The organism is Kitasatospora sp. NPDC008050 (assembly GCF_042957465.1).
Taxonomy (GTDB): Bacteria; Actinomycetota; Actinomycetes; order Streptomycetales; family Streptomycetaceae; genus Kitasatospora.
Window position 1 is genome coordinate 173,845 of sequence record NZ_JBIBIJ010000006.1, and the last position, 16,385, is coordinate 190,229.

The 16,385-nt window shown below is 69.5% G+C and carries 11 protein-coding genes; 7 read left to right on the top strand and 4 right to left on the bottom strand.

The window, feature by feature from the left end; genetic code table 11:
• Nucleotides 1-137 precede the first annotated feature (137 nt).
• Together ACFZB9_RS14595 and ACFZB9_RS14600 are read right to left on the bottom strand one after the other, a co-directional pair.
• A complete protein-coding gene (locus ACFZB9_RS14595; RefSeq protein WP_391447001.1) occupies nt 138-1,643 on the bottom strand; it encodes a trypsin-like serine protease in 1,506 nt (501 codons plus the stop codon).
• A 103-nt stretch (nt 1,644-1,746) separates the two neighbouring features.
• A complete protein-coding gene (locus ACFZB9_RS14600; protein WP_391447003.1) occupies nt 1,747-2,289 on the bottom strand; it encodes a hypothetical protein in 543 nt (180 codons plus the stop codon).
• 562 nt (nt 2,290-2,851) lie between these two features.
• On the opposite strand from ACFZB9_RS14600, the gene ACFZB9_RS14605 reads away from it, so the two are divergent.
• The 3 genes from ACFZB9_RS14605 to ACFZB9_RS14615 all read left to right on the top strand — a co-directional run bounded on the left by ACFZB9_RS14605 (nt 2,852) and on the right by ACFZB9_RS14615 (nt 8,008).
• On the top strand, nt 2,852-6,901 hold the full coding sequence (locus tag ACFZB9_RS14605; protein WP_391447005.1) for a polymorphic toxin-type HINT domain-containing protein: 4,050 nt from the start codon (nt 2,852-2,854) through the stop codon (nt 6,899-6,901).
• Nucleotides 6,888-7,217: a hypothetical protein gene (locus tag ACFZB9_RS14610; RefSeq protein ID WP_391447007.1), complete on the top strand. Its 330-nt coding sequence runs from the start codon at nt 6,888-6,890 to the stop codon at nt 7,215-7,217. The genes ACFZB9_RS14605 and ACFZB9_RS14610 overlap by 14 nt, the downstream gene beginning before the upstream one ends.
• Before the next feature lie 650 nt (nt 7,218-7,867).
• Complete coding sequence (locus tag ACFZB9_RS14615) at nt 7,868-8,008, top strand: hypothetical protein (RefSeq protein WP_391447009.1); 141 nt, start codon at nt 7,868-7,870, stop codon at nt 8,006-8,008.
• Nucleotides 8,009-8,063: 55 nt separating this feature from the next.
• On the opposite strand, the gene ACFZB9_RS14620 is transcribed toward ACFZB9_RS14615, so the two are convergent.
• Nucleotides 8,064-8,717, bottom strand: coding sequence for an MBL fold metallo-hydrolase (locus ACFZB9_RS14620; protein WP_391447010.1), 654 nt, complete (start codon nt 8,715-8,717; stop codon nt 8,064-8,066).
• A 48-nt stretch (nt 8,718-8,765) separates the two neighbouring features.
• Complete coding sequence (locus ACFZB9_RS14625) at nt 8,766-9,527, bottom strand: maleylpyruvate isomerase family mycothiol-dependent enzyme (RefSeq protein WP_391447012.1); 762 nt, start codon at nt 9,525-9,527, stop codon at nt 8,766-8,768.
• A gap of 246 nt (nt 9,528-9,773) precedes the next feature.
• Here ACFZB9_RS14625 and uvrA point away from each other — a divergent pair, with 246 nt between their 5' ends.
• The 4 genes from uvrA to rapZ all read left to right on the top strand — a co-directional run bounded on the left by uvrA (nt 9,774) and on the right by rapZ (nt 16,337).
• Nucleotides 9,774-12,677, top strand: a complete 2,904-nt coding sequence (gene uvrA, locus ACFZB9_RS14630; RefSeq protein ID WP_391447014.1) for an excinuclease ABC subunit UvrA — start codon at nt 9,774-9,776, stop codon at nt 12,675-12,677.
• A 120-nt stretch (nt 12,678-12,797) separates the two neighbouring features.
• A complete protein-coding gene (locus ACFZB9_RS14635; protein WP_391447016.1) occupies nt 12,798-13,241 on the top strand; it encodes a Rieske (2Fe-2S) protein in 444 nt (147 codons plus the stop codon).
• A gap of 90 nt (nt 13,242-13,331) precedes the next feature.
• A complete protein-coding gene (gene uvrC / locus ACFZB9_RS14640; protein ID WP_391447017.1) occupies nt 13,332-15,395 on the top strand; it encodes an excinuclease ABC subunit UvrC in 2,064 nt (687 codons plus the stop codon).
• Between the two features lie 63 nt (nt 15,396-15,458).
• On the top strand, nt 15,459-16,337 hold the full coding sequence (gene rapZ / locus ACFZB9_RS14645) for an RNase adapter RapZ (RefSeq protein ID WP_391447019.1): 879 nt from the start codon (nt 15,459-15,461) through the stop codon (nt 16,335-16,337).
• Nucleotides 16,338-16,385: the final 48 nt, after the last annotated feature.

The window sequence follows — 16,385 nt, forward strand, 5'->3', positions numbered from 1 at the left end:
CTGCCGGGGGCGAGTTTTGAGGATGTCAGGAATCGGTGCGGGGGTACGGCACGCTTCTCGCGTGTCGTACCCCCGCACCGGGCAGGGGCGACTCACACCCCGTCCGTCTGTGAAGCGATGGGCTCCCGCTTCAGGTGTCAGGCGAAGGTGTTGGTGCTCCAGATGGCGCCGCCGATTCCTTCGCCGCCCTCCTTCTTGTAGACGACGAGGTTGCCGTCGTCCTGGAGCTTCAGGTAGGCACCCGCCGCCCACCAGGTGCCCGAAGCCCAGAGGCCACCGTTGCCGCCTCCGCCGCCGGCCTTGTAGACGACCAGGTTGCCGTCGGACTGCATCGCCAGCCAGGCGCCGGGGTTGCCGGCGGTGCCGCTGTTCCACAGGGACGCGCCGTCACTCTTGCGGTACAGGACGAGGTTGCCGTCGGCCTGCATCTCCAGCACGGTGGAGCGGGCCTCGCTCCACCGGAAGGACCAGATCGGGGTGTTGGAGGCGACGAGGGGGGAGAACTGCTGGGTGCCGGCGCTCCACAGGGCCCCGCCGACCGCGGTGCCGCCGTCCTTCTTGTAGAGGACGAGGTTGCCGTCGTCCTGGAGCTGAAGGTAGGCACCGGGGTTGGGGTAGGTGTTCGACCCCCACAGGGCGCCGGTGGCGGCGGCGGGGTTGCCGTCGGGGGCGTAGACGACGAAGTTGCCGTCGGTCTGCATCTGGGCCCAAGCGCCGGAGTGTCCTGCGGTGTTGCTGCTCCACAGCACACCGCCCGGGATGCCGCGGTGGGTGATGGTGAGATTGCCGTCGCCCTGCATGGTCAGCTGCAGGTCGCGGCCGACCACGCTCTGCCCGGACGCGAGCTTGGTACCCGGGGCCAGCACCGGACCGCCCTGGGCGGCCGCGGAGCTCACCCAGCCGGCGAGGTCGTCGACGCGGCTGGCGGTGGCACCGGTGCGGGTCTCGGACTCGCCCAGGCAGCCGCCCTGCCAGGAGCGGCTGGCGATGGCGGCCAGCTCCACGGCCCCGTTCTTCTCCCGCAGGACGGGGCCGCCGGTGTCGCCCTTGCAGACGGCCGCGCCCTTGGTCTTGGGGCTGATGGCCAGGGTGGTGGCATCGGCACTGTCCACACCGAACGCGCCGGCATGGGCCTGCTGCGGGACCCACTCGTCCTTGGTGCGGCCCCAGCCGGCGATCTGCGGGGAGTCGCCCGCCGTCGCCGGCGTGGCGGCCAGGGCGACGGGGGCGATCCCGAATACCGGGTGCGAGAGCTTGGCCAGGACCAGGTCCCGATCCTGACGCGGCAGCAACTGCACCACGTCGGCCACCTGGCCAGCGTTGGTGCTCGTGGCCCCGACGGTGACCGTGGCCTTCGACTTGGGTGCGCCGCCAGCGAGGGCAGTCCCCTGGGCGGGGTCGTCGGCGAAGCAGCCGGCGGCAGTGAGCACCCAGGACGGATCCACCAGCGCGGCCGAACAGCTGCGCCGGTTCTGCTCCTGGTCCCCGACGGTGAGCTTGGCGGTGAAGGTGTAGCTGTTCTGGGGGGCGGTCTCGCCCGAAACGGCGAGGGCGGAGGTGCCGGTCAGAGTGGTGCCGGTCAGGGCAGTGGCGGCAGTGGCGAGGGCGGCGATCCGGCCTGCGCGCGGGAACTGGCCTTTCATTGCGGTCCTTCGGTGTTGCTTCGGACAGGAGGGTGGAACGGATCCGGCCGACCTTCCCCAGAGGTATGGCCAGGGATGGCTGCTGGGTGGCGCCGTGTGCGGGTCAGCCGGTGGCGCGCAGCTCGACCAGGACGGTGGGAGCGTTGTTGGGGTTGGCGCCTTCACCGACGGGGGCGTACTGGTTCTTGGCCACGTCGACGACCTGGGTCTGGCTCTGGCCGGTGGGGGTGAGGGTGGCGCGGATGGGGTGACTGCGAGTCTGCAGAGCGAAGACGTCCTTGATTTCCAGCGCCAGGTAGCCGGTGGTGCCAGTGACGCGGAAGCAGAACGAACCGCTGGTACTGGTGCCGGTAACGACCTTGAGGTCCGGCTCTGGGGTGGAGGCGCAGTCGGCCAACACGATGTGGCCGTCGCCACGCTTGAGGACCAAGCCCTGCTCGCGCAGGAGTCGGTCCGCACCGGGATAGCTGTAGTCCTCGACGGCCGGCGGCGGAGTCGCGGCTTGGGTGGGCTGTGCCGACGCGGAGGGCGACGGGGTCGCGGTGGTGTCCGCGGCGCCGGCGGTCAGCGTCGAGGCGGTGGTGGCGAGTAGGGCGGCAGCACCGGCCAGGCAGACCGCCACGACGGCCCGCTGATGACGTGTCATCAAAGTCTTCTTTCCCAAGAGATGGACTGGGATTGCCCGGGAATGTATCCGCACCAGGCAAGGCCAAGGTAAAGAAAGTATCAGCAGAAGGAATTAAGTCAATATGGGGTGATCCGCGACACATTTGCTCATCTGTTGGCGGGTCACTTCCGCTGGATGAGGTAGTTTTCGGACATAGGGGGGCCTCATGGGGCCTGCTGTCGACGGTCGTGCCATGAACTGCCCAGTGCGATCCGGAGACCGCCGTGCTGCCTTGACTTCTGGCTGCGGTGGAATGGCCGCTGTCCTCTGATGCTCCGTCATTTTTGCCGATGATCCTGATGATTCGGACCGGCTCCCGCTCAGTGGCCCCCTTCTCTCCTTCGTGTTCCATGGGAAAGGGCTCATGCGTGTGCGTATTGGAATAGCTGGTGACGGGAAGAGCGGTCGGCTGGCAAAGCCCGCTCGGGGAAAGCCACAAGGCCGTGGCCGAGGGGACGGGTGGGCCGGCGGCAGGAGGCGGCCGGGCGCGTGGGCGCTGGGCGCCCGGGTGCTGTGCGCGGGGCTGCTGCCACTGACACTGATGGCTGGACTGGTGGGCTCGGATACCGCGTTCGCGGCCGATCAGCCAGACCCCGCGGCGGCCGGGGCACTGCCGGATACCGACCGGGCCCAGGTCGTGGAGCTCTGGCTGACGGGCGGTTCGAGAGTACGGGCGGCTGCCGAGAAGGCACTGCTCGGCAGCGATCAGGATGTGCGCGACTTCCTGGACAGCACAGGGCGTGTCGCGGAGCTGAACGATGAGCGCCTCACCGCGACACAGCTGTACAGCGCCGGTGGGCGTCACCTGCGGGAGGCTGCACTCAAGGCGATTTCCGGGACGCCGGACGATCTGAGTGCGTTTCTGGCCGACGGCTGGCGCAAGCCGTTCGAGGACGACGAGCGGCTCCAGGCCACACAGATCGTCAGCGCGGGCGGGCGGCGAGTGAAGGACGCCGGCGTCAAGGCGCTCAACGGCACCATCGACGATGTCCGGGCTTTCCTGGACAGCGGTCAGGACATCGCGCGGGACAACGACGACCGGCTCCTGGCGACGCAGGCGTACAGCGCGGGCGGGCCCGAGGTGAAGGCCGCAGCGCTGGTTGCGCTGAACGGTTCGATGGACGACATCCGTGAGTTCCTGAAGGTCGGGCTGTACACCGCCCGCTCTCGTGACCAGGAGACCGCGAAGGTCGCCGACCTGGCGCAGCAGGCCAAGGACGCCGGTGCGCTGGCGGCACAGCGGACGCAGGCCGCGCAGTACGCCTCGCAGCGTGCGGTGGACGCGGCAGCGGCAGCCAAGGACGCGGCGACCAAGGCCGCGGCGGAGACGGCGGCAGCCAAGGACGATTCCTCACGCGCGGCTGACGCCGCGGGCCGTGCGGCGTCGGCTGCCGACGGGGCCGCCGATGCGGCGGTGCAGGCCGGGGTCGCGGCTCAGGAAGCCAACACGACGGCCCGTAGCGCGGCGTCGGCCGCCTCGCTAGCGGCCTCGGCAGCTGCGGGTGCGAACAAGGCCGCCGCGCGTGCGCGTCAGGCGGCGGCCCGCGCGGCCACCGGTGCCGGCCAGGCGGCCGAAGCCACACAGGCCGCTCGGGAAGCCCGCGATGCCGCTCAGAGCGCGGAGTCCGCGGCCGAGGCCGCCGCGCAGGCAGGCGAGGCCGTCACCGCGGCCGGCCAGGCCGCCAAGGCCGCAGCCGGAGCCGGAGCCAACGCCCAGCAGGCCTCCAGCGCCGCCGCCACCGCTGGGAACCTCGCCGGCACCGCCAGCACCCAGTCGGCCGCCGCTAAGCAGGCTGCTGACAGTGCGAACCGTCATGCTCAGGAGGCGATCCGTGCTGCCGGCGCGTCCCAGAGCCTGGCGGACAGCGCCGCCCAGGCCGCCGGGGATGCCAAAACCGCTGCCCAGGGTGCGGCCCAGCATGCCCGGGCTGCGGCTGACGAAGCCGATCGGGCCGTGCGGGAGGGCAGTGCGGCCTCCGGCGCCGCCCAGCAGGCCACCGACGACGCAACGGTCGCCCAGCAGGCCGCGGACTCCTCCAGCGCTGCGGTCGACCAGGCCCGCTCCGTGGACGAGCTGGCGCGCAAGATCGAGGCGGAAGACCTCAACACCCGTACCAACGCGGCCATCGAGCAGGCCAAGGACATGAAGGCCGCCTACGACCAGGCGCAAGCCGACATGACCGCCCAGCACGACGCAGTCAAGCAACTCGACGACCAGGCCACCCAACTCGCGGCCCAGGCGAACCAGCCCGGCGCCGACTCTGCCCAGGTGGCCCGCGACGGACGTCGCATCGCCCTGGCCGCCCTCAAGACCCGCGGCCCCTGGAGTAAGCAGGCTGCTGAAGCCGCGCTAGCCGACTCCGACGACGCGGTCATCACCTACGTGCGCACCGGCTGGCAGCAGGCTGCTGCCCAGGACGAGCGCGCCCGTGTCTCCAACACCGCTGACGACGCCACCTCACCCGCTGTGCGTACAGCTGCCGAGAAGGTCCTGGCCACCGGCGACCCGGCCCAGATCACCGACTTCCTGAACAACGGTCAGCACCTGGCCGGTGCCAACGACTACCGCCTCAAGACCACCCAGATCATCAGCGCTGGCGGAACACGCGTCAAAGCAGGCGGCGTCCAGGCAGTGAACGGCAGCGTCCAAGACCTGCGCGACTTCCTCAACGCTGGCCAGTACACGGCCCGCGCCAACGACGATCGCCTCTTGGCCACCCAGGCCTTCAGCTCAGGTGGACCCGAAGTCAAAGCCGCCGCCCGGATCGCACTGGAGGGACCGCCTCCGCTGCTGCGTGCCTTCGTCGAACTCGGCCAGCTTCAGGCCCAGCGCAAGGACCAACTCGCTGCCACCCATACGGCACTCATCCAGGAGATGATCGCCGAAGCCGCCGCGGTCGCGGCCCAGGCCCATCAGGACGCCGCCACCGCTGCCCAGGCAGCCGCCACTGCCCGCCAGGCGGCCGGCGAGGCCGACGGCTACGCCAACCAGGCCAAGCAGTCCGCTGCCCAGGCCGCCCAGTACAGCGAGCAGGCCAAGCAGTCCGCCCAGCAGGCCACCCAATCCGCCGACCAGGCCGTCGAGTCCGCGAAGAAGGCGAACCAGGCCAAGGACACCGCTCAGCAGGAAGCCGACAACGCCAACGCTTCGGCCAGCGCAGCAGCCGAAGCCGCCCGCTACGCCAGCGATAAGGCCCAGGCCGCCTACAGCTCCGCCCGCAGCGCCCGGCAGTCCGCCACCACCGCCGGCAAGGACTCCGCCACCGCGACCCAAGCCGCCAGTGACGCCTGGGCCGCAGCCATCACCAAACAGCAGCAGGAGGAAGAGGCCGCCCGCCGCCAAGCCGAAGCCGAACTCCAGGCGGCTCAGGCCTCTTACCAGATGACCGACGAGCAGAAGCGTCAGTACGTCGTTCAGAGCCATATGTGGGATGACCCCTACGCCGCCCAGCACAAGGCGGAAAAGCTGCGCCAGGAGCAGGCCTGGGCCCACATGTGGGACAACCCCCGCAACAAGCCCCCCCAGGACCCCGCTCACGGTGGTGGCGGCAATTCCGGCTGGCTGATGGCCGGCCACGGAGCCCTCGATGCCGTCGGCGTTATCCCCGGCGTCGGCGCGATCCCTGACCTGGCCAACTGCGGCTGGTACGCAACCGAAGGCGACTTCGTCAACTCCGGCCTCTCCTGCGCCGCCGCGGTCCCCTTCGTCGGCTGGGTCGCCGACGGCGCCAAGGCCGGCAAGTACATCGCCAAGGGCGGAAAGCTCATCGAAAAGGCGGGCGGAAAGTTCGGGGAGTGGGCCGGAGACGCCTACGACGGCGTCAAGGACATCTTCAGCTTCGGCCGTAAGGCCAAGCCGAAGCTGCCATCCTGCAACAGTTTCACAGCCGACACACTCGTCCTGATGGCAGACGGAACCGCCAAACCCATCGCCGCCATCACCACAGGTGACCGTGTCCAAGCAGCTGACCCCGACACTGGAATCCACCAGGGCCCACGCACCGTCACCGACACCATTCATCACAACGACATCGACCTCACCGACCTCACCATCCGCACCCTGGACGGCAATAGCACCACCCTCCACACCACACCCGGTCACCCCTTCTGGGATGACACCACCCACACATTCATCCCCGCCGCTGACCTCACCCCGGGCCACAACCTCACCACCGACACCGGCCAGCACCCCAGCGTCCTCAACGCCGAACCCATCGTCGGCAACCAGGCCATGTACAACCTGACGGTCGACCAACTCCACACGTACTATGTACTCGCAGGCGCGACGCCGGTCCTCGTGCATAATTCAGATTGCGGGTGGCGCACGGCATTCGACGCTCTTGCAGACGGTAAGCAGAAGGGGAGCGTCAAGGTAGTCGGCGATGTAGATAGCATGCGGGGCCTGTTTGACAAATGGACCGCCGGAGCAACGCAGCTGCCAGCTCGCGGTGCCAAGATCCCCGATGTCTACAAGCTGGACGATGGAACGGTGATTCAATGGAGGACCGCCTCGGCATCGGGAGGCGAAACCATTGACATCTTTCCCTCCAGCGGAAAGCCACTTAAGGTGCATATCGATGACGGACATTGATGGAATTGTCAGAGAGATCCTCCGTGAAGGGCTGGATGACTGGGTTCCCGTCGACACGCTTCTCTGGTATGTAAGGCAGGAATCTCCGGCGCCAGAGGAATCCTTCAAAGCTACTTTCGTAGAGACAATTAGGTATCTTCTGAGTGAGGGCCTGATGCTTGTCGGCGAGATTGGAGAGTCCGGGTTTGAGCCATGGCCCGGAACTGTCAGTCAGATCATCGAGAGGCTTGTGGCGGCCTGCGACGCAGTGAGCTGGACACCATTCGGGTCCGTCTGCTGGCTTTCGAATACAAGCGCCGGTTCCAGTCGTATTTAAATCGTTTGATCGCATTTGGCACCCCGGGGGTCCCGCTGGCCCCTTGAAGGTCACATGGGGGCCTCGGCCTGCGGAAAGGCCGCTGTACCTCAGGATTTCCGGAAGCAATGGTGGCGAGGTCGAGATGAAGGTCGATCCACTCACGGGCATGCTCTTCCAGGTGACCGTGGTTGAGGTGCCTCCGCGAGCTGAAGCAAAGGAAAATGGGTTCTTCGGTGTCGCGGCGCAGGTGCAAGCGCCAGTGATTGACCGATCCCTCTGGGGGGTGGCAGGCTGGCCCAGATGGCTCGACATTCGAGAAGTCGGTAGTGTCGATTGTCGCGGATATAGGCTTTATGCGTGAGGCGAATCGAATTGGACTGACTCTTAGCAGTCAAGAGCCGGTTCGATATGTGCACTGCGAGAATGTGGCTGCCGGAATTTCGGGCCAAGATGGGTTGGTGGAAATTGTGGCAACCGTCTAGCCTTCTCGGCTCCAAGTGTTATGGCACAGCGCAGGGCTGGGATAAAACTTCCTAGTTGCGCCCAGCAGCCCCACTGGTCGGATTCCGGTGGGGCTGCTGGGGCGGCAGTGAGAAACTGAATCATTGTTGCAAACGGCGGATTCAATCCCCACGGCTGCCCTCATTGATGCGGAGGCGGCATCCGCGATGCGGAAGGAGGTCGAGGACCTGCTGCTCGACCGGGCCGAGGGCATGGACCTGCGGGCCATGAGGGCCTACGAGTCGATGCTGGAGGCGTTCGACGACCACTGGGAAGACCGCGATCTCTTCCCGTCGCTGGAGGCGTAGCCCCCGTGCGCGAGATGCCCCGCCGGAACGGGTTCCGGCGGGGCATCTGCCGTTGTCACCAGCCGCGCTCGCGCCACTCCGGGAGGTGGGGGCGTTCGGCGCCGAGGGTGGTGTCGTGGCCGTGGCCCGGGTAGACCCAGGACTCGTCGGGCAGTACGTCGAAGAGCTTGGTGGTGACGTCCCGGTAGAGGCTCTCGAAGGCCGACCTGTCCTGGTGGGTGTTGCCCACGCCGCCGGGGAAGAGGCAGTCGCCGGTGAAGACGTGGGGGTGGCCCTCGGGGTCGTCGTAGACCAGCACGATGGCGCCGGGGGTGTGGCCGACCAGGTGGCGGACGGTCAGGGGCACCTCGCCGACGCGCAGGGTGTCGCCGTCCGCCAGGGGCAGGTCGGTGGGCACCGGGATGCCCTCGACGTCGAAGCGGCCCGCCGCGGTGCGGGCACCGGTGGCGGCCACCACCTCGGCCAGGGCGGCCCAGTGGTCCTGGTGGCGGTGGGTGGTGACCACGGTGGCCAGCTGGTCGCCGACGGTCTCCAGCAGGGTCGGGGCATCGGCGGCCGCGTCGATCAGCAGCTGCTCGTCGGAGGCCCGGCAGCGCAGCAGGTAGGCGTTGTTGTCGAACGGGCCGACCGCCACCTTGGTGATGATCAGATGGGCGAGTTCGCGCACGTCCGGCGGACCGCCGACCTTGACGGCTCCGTGGTAGCTCAAGGGGTGCTCCTTCTGGCAGTTGGCCAATGCTGGGCCCATGATCCCGCGTCAGCTCATCGGGGGGAGCGCGGGCAGGGCCGCGCGCGGGTCGGCCAGCGGGCCGCCGTCGCGGTGGACCTGGAGGCCGTCGCCGTCCGAGCGGCCGGAGAGCCAGGCGGCCAGGGCGCGCACCGGGCCCTCGGCGCGCAGCTCGGCCGTCGCGCCCTCAGGGGTGCCGAGGTGGGCCCTGGCGCCGGTGTCCTCGGCGAGCAGCTCGATCGGCGACAGGCCGTCCAGCTCGGCGAACCGGGCCGCCAGCTTGCCGAACTCGACGGCGGCGAACTCCTCGGGCCAGTGCGCGGGGGTGTAGCCGGCGGCCAGGTCGACGTGGTGGTACTCCAGTTCGGCCAGCCGCTTCCAGGGCAGGTCGGCTGCGGGGAAGACGTAGCCGAGCCGGTGCTTGAGCGGGGCGCCCCAGGCCGCCTCGGGCAGGGTGGCGGCGGCCTGGGCCAGCCGTGCGGCGCTGGCCTTGAGGTCGGCGAGCTGCTCGTCGAGCGGACGCCCGGAGCCCTTCTCGATGTCCTCGTCGCGGGCCTGGGTGCTGGGGTACTGCGGGATGTCCCGCCCGGTGCGGGCCGACTCGACCAGGTTGACCAGCGAGTCGGCGTTGCGGGCGAGGTGCGTCAGGACGTGGCCGCGGGTCCAGCCGGGCAGCGCGCAGGGCTCGGCGAGTGCGGCCGGATCGAGGGCGGCGACGGTGTGCAGCAGGCGCTCGGTGCTCTCGGCGACCTTGGCCAGGTCGGCGTGCGGGTCGGGCTGGGCGGTGGTCATCGGGGCCCCCTCATGGCTTACGTGACGTGGCAGGCCCGGGCTCGTTGGGCCGTGCAGGGCGAAGGCTATCGCTGGGCCGGGCGCCGAGCAGGGGGGTTTCCCGGTATCCGGACGGTTGTCAGTGGGGTGCGCTTCACTCGTACGGGTGGACCCGACTGGACGCGATCGTTGTTCGAACGCATGAGCGATACGCTGATCGGTGACACTGGAAGCAATGCCCGTTCCCGGAGAAAGGCGCCAGAAGCAGTGGCCGACCGCCTCATCGTCCGCGGTGCTCGCGAGCACAACCTCAAGAACGTCTCGCTCGACCTGCCCCGGGACTCCCTGATCGTTTTCACGGGTCTCTCCGGGTCGGGCAAGTCGTCGCTGGCCTTCGACACGATCTTCGCCGAGGGGCAGCGGCGCTACGTCGAGTCGCTCTCCTCCTATGCCCGGCAGTTCCTCGGCCAGATGGACAAGCCGGACGTCGACTTCATCGAGGGCCTCTCGCCGGCCGTCTCGATCGACCAGAAGTCCACCAACCGCAACCCCCGGTCCACGGTCGGCACCATCACCGAGGTCTACGACTACCTGCGGCTGCTGTTCGCCCGGGTCGGCAAGCCGCACTGCCCGCACTGCGGGCGCCCGATCGCCAAGCAGTCCCCGCAGGCGATCGTGGACAAGGTGCTGGAGCTCGCCGAGGGCACCCGGTTCCAGGTGCTCAGCCCGGTGGTGCGCGAGCGCAAGGGCGAGTTCGTCGATCTCTTCGCCGACCTGCAGTCCAAGGGCTACGCCCGGGCCCGGGTGGACGGCGAGACCATCCAGCTGGCCGAGCCGCCCAAGCTCAAGAAGCAGGAGAAGCACACCATCGAGGTGGTGATCGACCGCCTCACCGTCAAGGAGAGCGCCAAGCGCCGCCTGACCGACTCGGTGGAGACCGCGCTCAAGCTCTCCGGCGGCATGGTGGTGCTGGACTTCGTCGACCTCGACGCGGACGACCCCGAGCGTGAGCGGATGTACTCCGAGCACCTCTACTGCCCGTACGACGACGTCTCCTTCGAGGAGCTGGAGCCGCGCTCCTTCTCCTTCAACTCCCCGTTCGGCGCCTGCCCCGAGTGCACCGGTCTCGGCAGCCGGATGGAGGTGGACCCCGAGCTGGTGGTGCCCGACGACCAGAAGTCGCTGGACGAGGGCGCCATCCACCCGTGGACCGGCGGCCACCTGCGCGAGTACTTCGGCCACCTGATCGACGCGCTCGCCACCGAGGTCGGCTTCCGCACCGACATCCCGTGGGCCGGGCTGCCGGCCCGGGCCAAGAAGGCGCTGCTCTACGGCCACAAGGCCAAGGTCGAGGTCCGCTACAACAACCGCTACGGCAAGGCCCGTTCCTGGGTCACCGGGTTCGAGGGCGTGATCCCGTTCGTCCAGCGCAAGCACAACGAGGCGGAGACCGACAGCGGTCGCGAGCGCTTCGAGGGCTACATGCGCGAGGTGCCGTGCCCGACCTGCGAGGGCACCAGGCTCAAGCCGGTCGTGCTCGCGGTCACCGTGCAGGGCAAGTCGATCGCCGAGGTGTCGGCGATGTCGATCAGCGACTGTGCCGACTTCCTGAGCGGGATGAAGCTGACCGCCCGGGACAAGAAGATCGCCGAGCGGGTGCTGAAGGAGGTCAACGAGCGGCTGCGGTTCCTGGTCGACGTCGGCCTCGACTACCTCTCGCTCAACCGCGCGGCCGGCACCCTGTCCGGCGGCGAGGCGCAGCGGATCCGGCTCGCCACCCAGATCGGCTCCGGCCTGGTCGGCGTGCTCTACGTGCTGGACGAGCCGTCGATCGGCCTGCACCAGCGCGACAACCACCGGCTGATCGAGACCCTGGTCCGGCTGCGCGACATCGGCAACACGCTGATCGTGGTGGAGCACGACGAGGACACCATCAAGACCGCCGACTGGGTGGTCGACATCGGCCCCGGCGCCGGCGAGCACGGCGGCAAGGTGGTGCACTCCGGCGGGCTGAAGGAGCTGCTCGCCAACGAGCAGTCGCTGACCGGCCAGTACCTCTCCGGCAAGCGCTCGATCCCGATCCCCGCCACCCGCCGACCGCGCGACAAGAAGCGCCAGATCGTGGTGCACGGCGCCCGCGAGCACAACCTCAGGGACGTCACGGTCGGCTTCCCGCTGGGGATGTTCACCGCGATCACCGGCGTCTCGGGCTCCGGCAAGTCCACCCTGGTCAACGACATCCTCTACACCCACCTGGCGCGCGAGCTGAACGGCGCGCGCAGTGTGCCGGGCCGGCACACCCGGGTCACCGGCACCGATCTGGTGGACAAGGTGGTGCACGTCGACCAGTCGCCGATCGGCCGCACCCCGCGGTCCAACCCGGCCACCTACACCGGTGTCTTCGACCACGTCCGCAAGCTCTTCGCGGAGACCGCCGAGGCGAAGGTGCGCGGCTACCTGCAGGGCCGGTTCTCCTTCAACGTCAAGGGCGGCCGCTGCGAGAACTGCTCGGGCGACGGCACCATCAAGATCGAGATGAACTTCCTGCCGGACGTCTACGTCCCGTGCGAGGTCTGCCACGGCGCCCGCTACAACCGCGAGACGCTGGAGGTGCACTTCAAGGGCAAGTCCATCGCCGAGGTGCTGGACATGCCGATCGAGGAGGCGCTGCACTTCTTCGAGGCCGTCCCGGCGATCGCCCGCCACCTGCGCACCCTCAACGACGTCGGCCTCGGCTACGTCCGGCTCGGCCAGAGCGCGCCGACCCTCTCCGGCGGTGAGGCGCAGCGCGTCAAGCTCGCCGCCGAGCTGCAGAAGCGCTCCACCGGGCGGACCGTCTACGTGCTGGACGAGCCCACCACCGGCCTGCACTTCGAGGACATCAGCAAGCTGATCAAGGTGCTCTCCGGTCTGGTCGAGAAGGGCAACACGGTGATCGTCATCGAGCACAACCTCGATGTGATCAAGACCGCCGACTGGATCGTGGACATGGGCCCCGAGGGTGGCAGCGGCGGTGGCACGGTGATCGCCGAGGGCACCCCCGAGGAGATCGCCGCCACCACGGACAGCCACACCGGCAAGTTCCTGCGCGACATCCTGGGCGACCGGGTGAGCGACGCGCCGGTCCCCGCCCCCAGGGCCGCCCGCAAGCGCGCGGCGGCCAAGAAGTAGCTGCCGCTCTCCCAGGGCACTGTCCCGGGGCGCCCCCCGTGGGCGCCCCGGTAAGACCCATGAGAGAGGGCCTAGACTGCCGCCCGTCCACCCGCCGTACCCCCGCAGGGAGCAGCCCCCATGTCCGAGGCCGACCAGACGCCCACCACCACCCGCCGCACCCTGCTCTGCTGCGGCGCGGCCGCGCTGGCGGGCGGCTCCGCGCTCACCCTGAGCGGCTGCGACAGCTCGGGCGGCAGCAGCAAGGGCCAGTCCAAGGCCGCGACCACGCCGGTCGACCTGGGCGACGCCTCGGCCGTCCCGGTGGGTGGCGGCAAGGTCTACGCGGACCAGCGGATCGTGGTCACCCAGCCCAGCGCCGGCCAGTACAAGGCGTTCAGTGCCCGCTGCACGCACGCCGGCTGCCTGGTCGACCAGGTCAAGAACAACCTGATCCAGTGCCCGTGCCACGGCAGCCGCTTCAACATCGCCGACGGCACGGTCGCCGACGGCCCGGCGCCGAGCCCGCTGCCCAGCTACCAGGTCGCGGTGGCCGGCGGCAAGCTCACGGTGACGCCGAGCTGAGCCCGGCACCGGCCGTCAGCCCGGCGAGCTCCGCCCGTCAGCGTGGCGAGCTAGGGTTTTGACAGTCACAGCAGCACGAGGGGGACCACGATGGCTGACCCGTCCACCTACCGCCCGGCGCCGGGAGCGATCCCACCCTCGCCCGGGGTCTACCGGTTCCGGGACGAGCACGGCCGGGTGATCTACGTGGGCAAGGCCAAGAGCCTGCGCCCGCGCCTGTCCTCGTACTTCCAGGACCTGGCGAACCTGCACCCGCGCACCGCCACCATGGTCACCACCGCCGCCTCGGTGGAGTGGACGGTGGTCGGCACCGAGGTCGAGGCGCTCCAGCTGGAGTACTCCTGGATCAAGGAGTTCGACCCCCGGTTCAACGTCAAGTACCGCGACGACAAGAGCTATCCCGAGCTCGCGGTGACGCTGAACGAGGAGTTCCCCCGGGTCCAGGTGATGCGCGGGGCGCACAAGAAGGGCGTGCGCTACTTCGGCCCGTACGGGCACGCCTGGGCGATCCGCGAGACCGTCGACCTGCTGCTGCGCGTCTTCCCGGTGCGCACCTGCTCCACCGGCGTCTTCAAGCGCGCCGAGCAGGTCGGCCGTCCCTGCCTGCTGGGCTACATCGGCAAGTGCGCCGCGCCCTGCGTCGGCAAGGTCAGCGCGGCCGAACACCGGGAGCTGGCCGAGGAGTTCTGCGACTTCATGGCCGGGCGCACCGGCAACCACCTGCGCCGCCTGGAGGAGCAGATGGCCGAGGCCGCCGCCGAGTTGGAGTACGAGAAGGCGGCCCGGCTGCGCGACGACATCGAGGCGCTCAAGCGGGCGATGGAGAAGAACGCCGTGGTGCTGGCCGACGGCACCGACGCCGATCTGCTCGCGCTGGCCGAGGACGAACTGGAGGCCGCGGTACAGATCTTCCACGTCCGCGGCGGCCGGGTGCGCGGCCAGCGCGGCTGGGTCACCGACAAGGTCGAGGACGTGGACACCGCCGGCCTGGTCGAACACGCCCTGCAGCAGCTGTACGGCAGCGGCAGCGAGTCGGTGCCGCGCGAGGTGCTGGTGCCCGCGCTGCCCGAGCCGGCCGAGCCGGTGCGCGAGTGGCTGACCGGCCTGCGCGGCAGCCAGGTCGACCTGCGGGTGCCGCAGCGCGGCGACAAGAAGGACCTGATGGCCACCGTCGGGCGCAACGCCCAGCAGGCGCTGGTGCTGCACAAGACCAAGCGGGCCTCGGACCTGACCACCCGCAGCCGGGCGCTGCAGGAGATCGCCGACGCGCTGGAGCTGGACTCGGTGCCGCTGCGGATCGAGTGCTTCGATATCTCGCACCTGCAGGGCGAGGACGTGGTCGCCTCGATGGTGGTCTTCGAGGACGGCCTGGCGCGCAAGAGCGAGTACCGGCGCTTTCAGATCAAGAGCTTCGAGGGCCAGGACGACGTCCGCTCGATGCACGAGGTGATCAGCCGCCGGTTCCGCCGCTACCTCCAGGAGCGCGAGCGCACCGGCGAGTGGGCGGTGCCCGAACAGAGCCTGCCCGGTGACGACGACCCTGCGGGCGACGCGCTGCCCGGCGGCGTGGTGACCCCCGCGGGGATCGACGAGGAGACCGGCCGCCCGCGCCGCTTCGCCTACCCGCCGCAGCTGCTGGTGGTCGACGGCGGCCAGCCCCAGGTGGCCGCCGCCCAGCGCGCGCTGGACGAACTCGGCATCGACGACGTCGCGCTCTGCGGCCTGGCCAAGCGCCTGGAGGAGGTCTGGCTGCCCGGCCAGGACGACCCGGTGGTGCTGCCGCGCAGCAGCGAGGGCCTCTACCTGCTGCAGCGGGTGCGCGACGAGGCGCACCGGTTCGCCATCGGCTACCAGCGCACCAAGCGCGCCAAGCGGCTGACCGGCTCCGGCGGCCTGGACGCCGTCCCCGGGCTGGGGGAGACCCGACGCACCGCGCTGCTCAAGCACTTCGGCTCGGTGAAGAGGCTGCGGGCCGCCAGCGTCGAGGAGATCTGTGCGGTCCCCGGCATCGGGCGCCGCACCGCGGAGACTGTTGTCCAGGCGTTGGCGTCCCGGCAACCCGCGGCATTCGCGGTGAACACCGCCACAGGCGAGATCATGGAGGATGGCCCTGCCGACCCGGTCCAGCCGACCGTGGGGCCGGGCCAGGCGTGACGCCGAGCGCGGCGCACACGTTTTGACAGCAGATGCACCCGAGAGCGGGGAACCGAAGTGACAGTGTCTGATGTGGGAGAGACCGCACCGGAGCTGGTGATCATCTCCGGCATGTCCGGAGCCGGCCGCAGCACGGCCGCCAAGTGCCTGGAGGACCTCGGCTGGTTCGTGGTCGACAACCTGCCGCCGGCCCTCATCCCGACCATGGTCGACCTCGGCGCGCGATCGCAGGGCGCGGTGGCCCGGATCGGCGTGGTGGTCGACGTCCGGGGCCGGCAGTTCTTCGACGACCTGCGGGCCTCGCTGGAGGAGCTGGACAAGCGCGGCATCCGGATGCGCGTGGTCTACCTGGAGTCCGGTGACGACGCCCTGGTGCGCCGCTTCGAGAGCGTGCGCCGCCCGCACCCGCTGCAGGGCGAGGGCCGGATCGTGGACGGCATCGCGCAGGAGCGCGACCTGCTGCGCGAACTGCGCGGCGAGGCCGACCTGGTGATCGACACCTCGGACCTCAACGTCCACCAGCTGCGGGCCAAGCTGGACGCCCAGTTCGCCGACCACGACGAGCCCGAGCTGCGCTGCACCGTGATGTCCTTCGGCTTCAAGTACGGCCTGCCGGTCGACGCCGACCTCGTGGTGGACTGCCGATTCCTGCCCAATCCGCACTGGGTGCCGGAACTACGGGCACGAACCGGTACGGATACGGACGTCGCGGACTATGTGTTCCAGCAGCCCGGTGCCAAGGAGTTCCTGGACGGTTACGCGGAGCTTCTGCGTATTGTCACCGAGGGTTATCGTCGAGAGGGTAAGCGCTACATGACGCTTGCCGTAGGCTGCACCGGTGGCAAGCATCGCAGCGTGGCCATGTCGGAGCGGCTGACGAAGCGTCTGATCGCCGACGGCGTGGAAACGGTGCTGGTGCACCGCGACATGGGACGGGAGTAGCGGCGGTCCCCCAGCACCGCCGACAGCACAGAAACGTGGGGTAGGTGT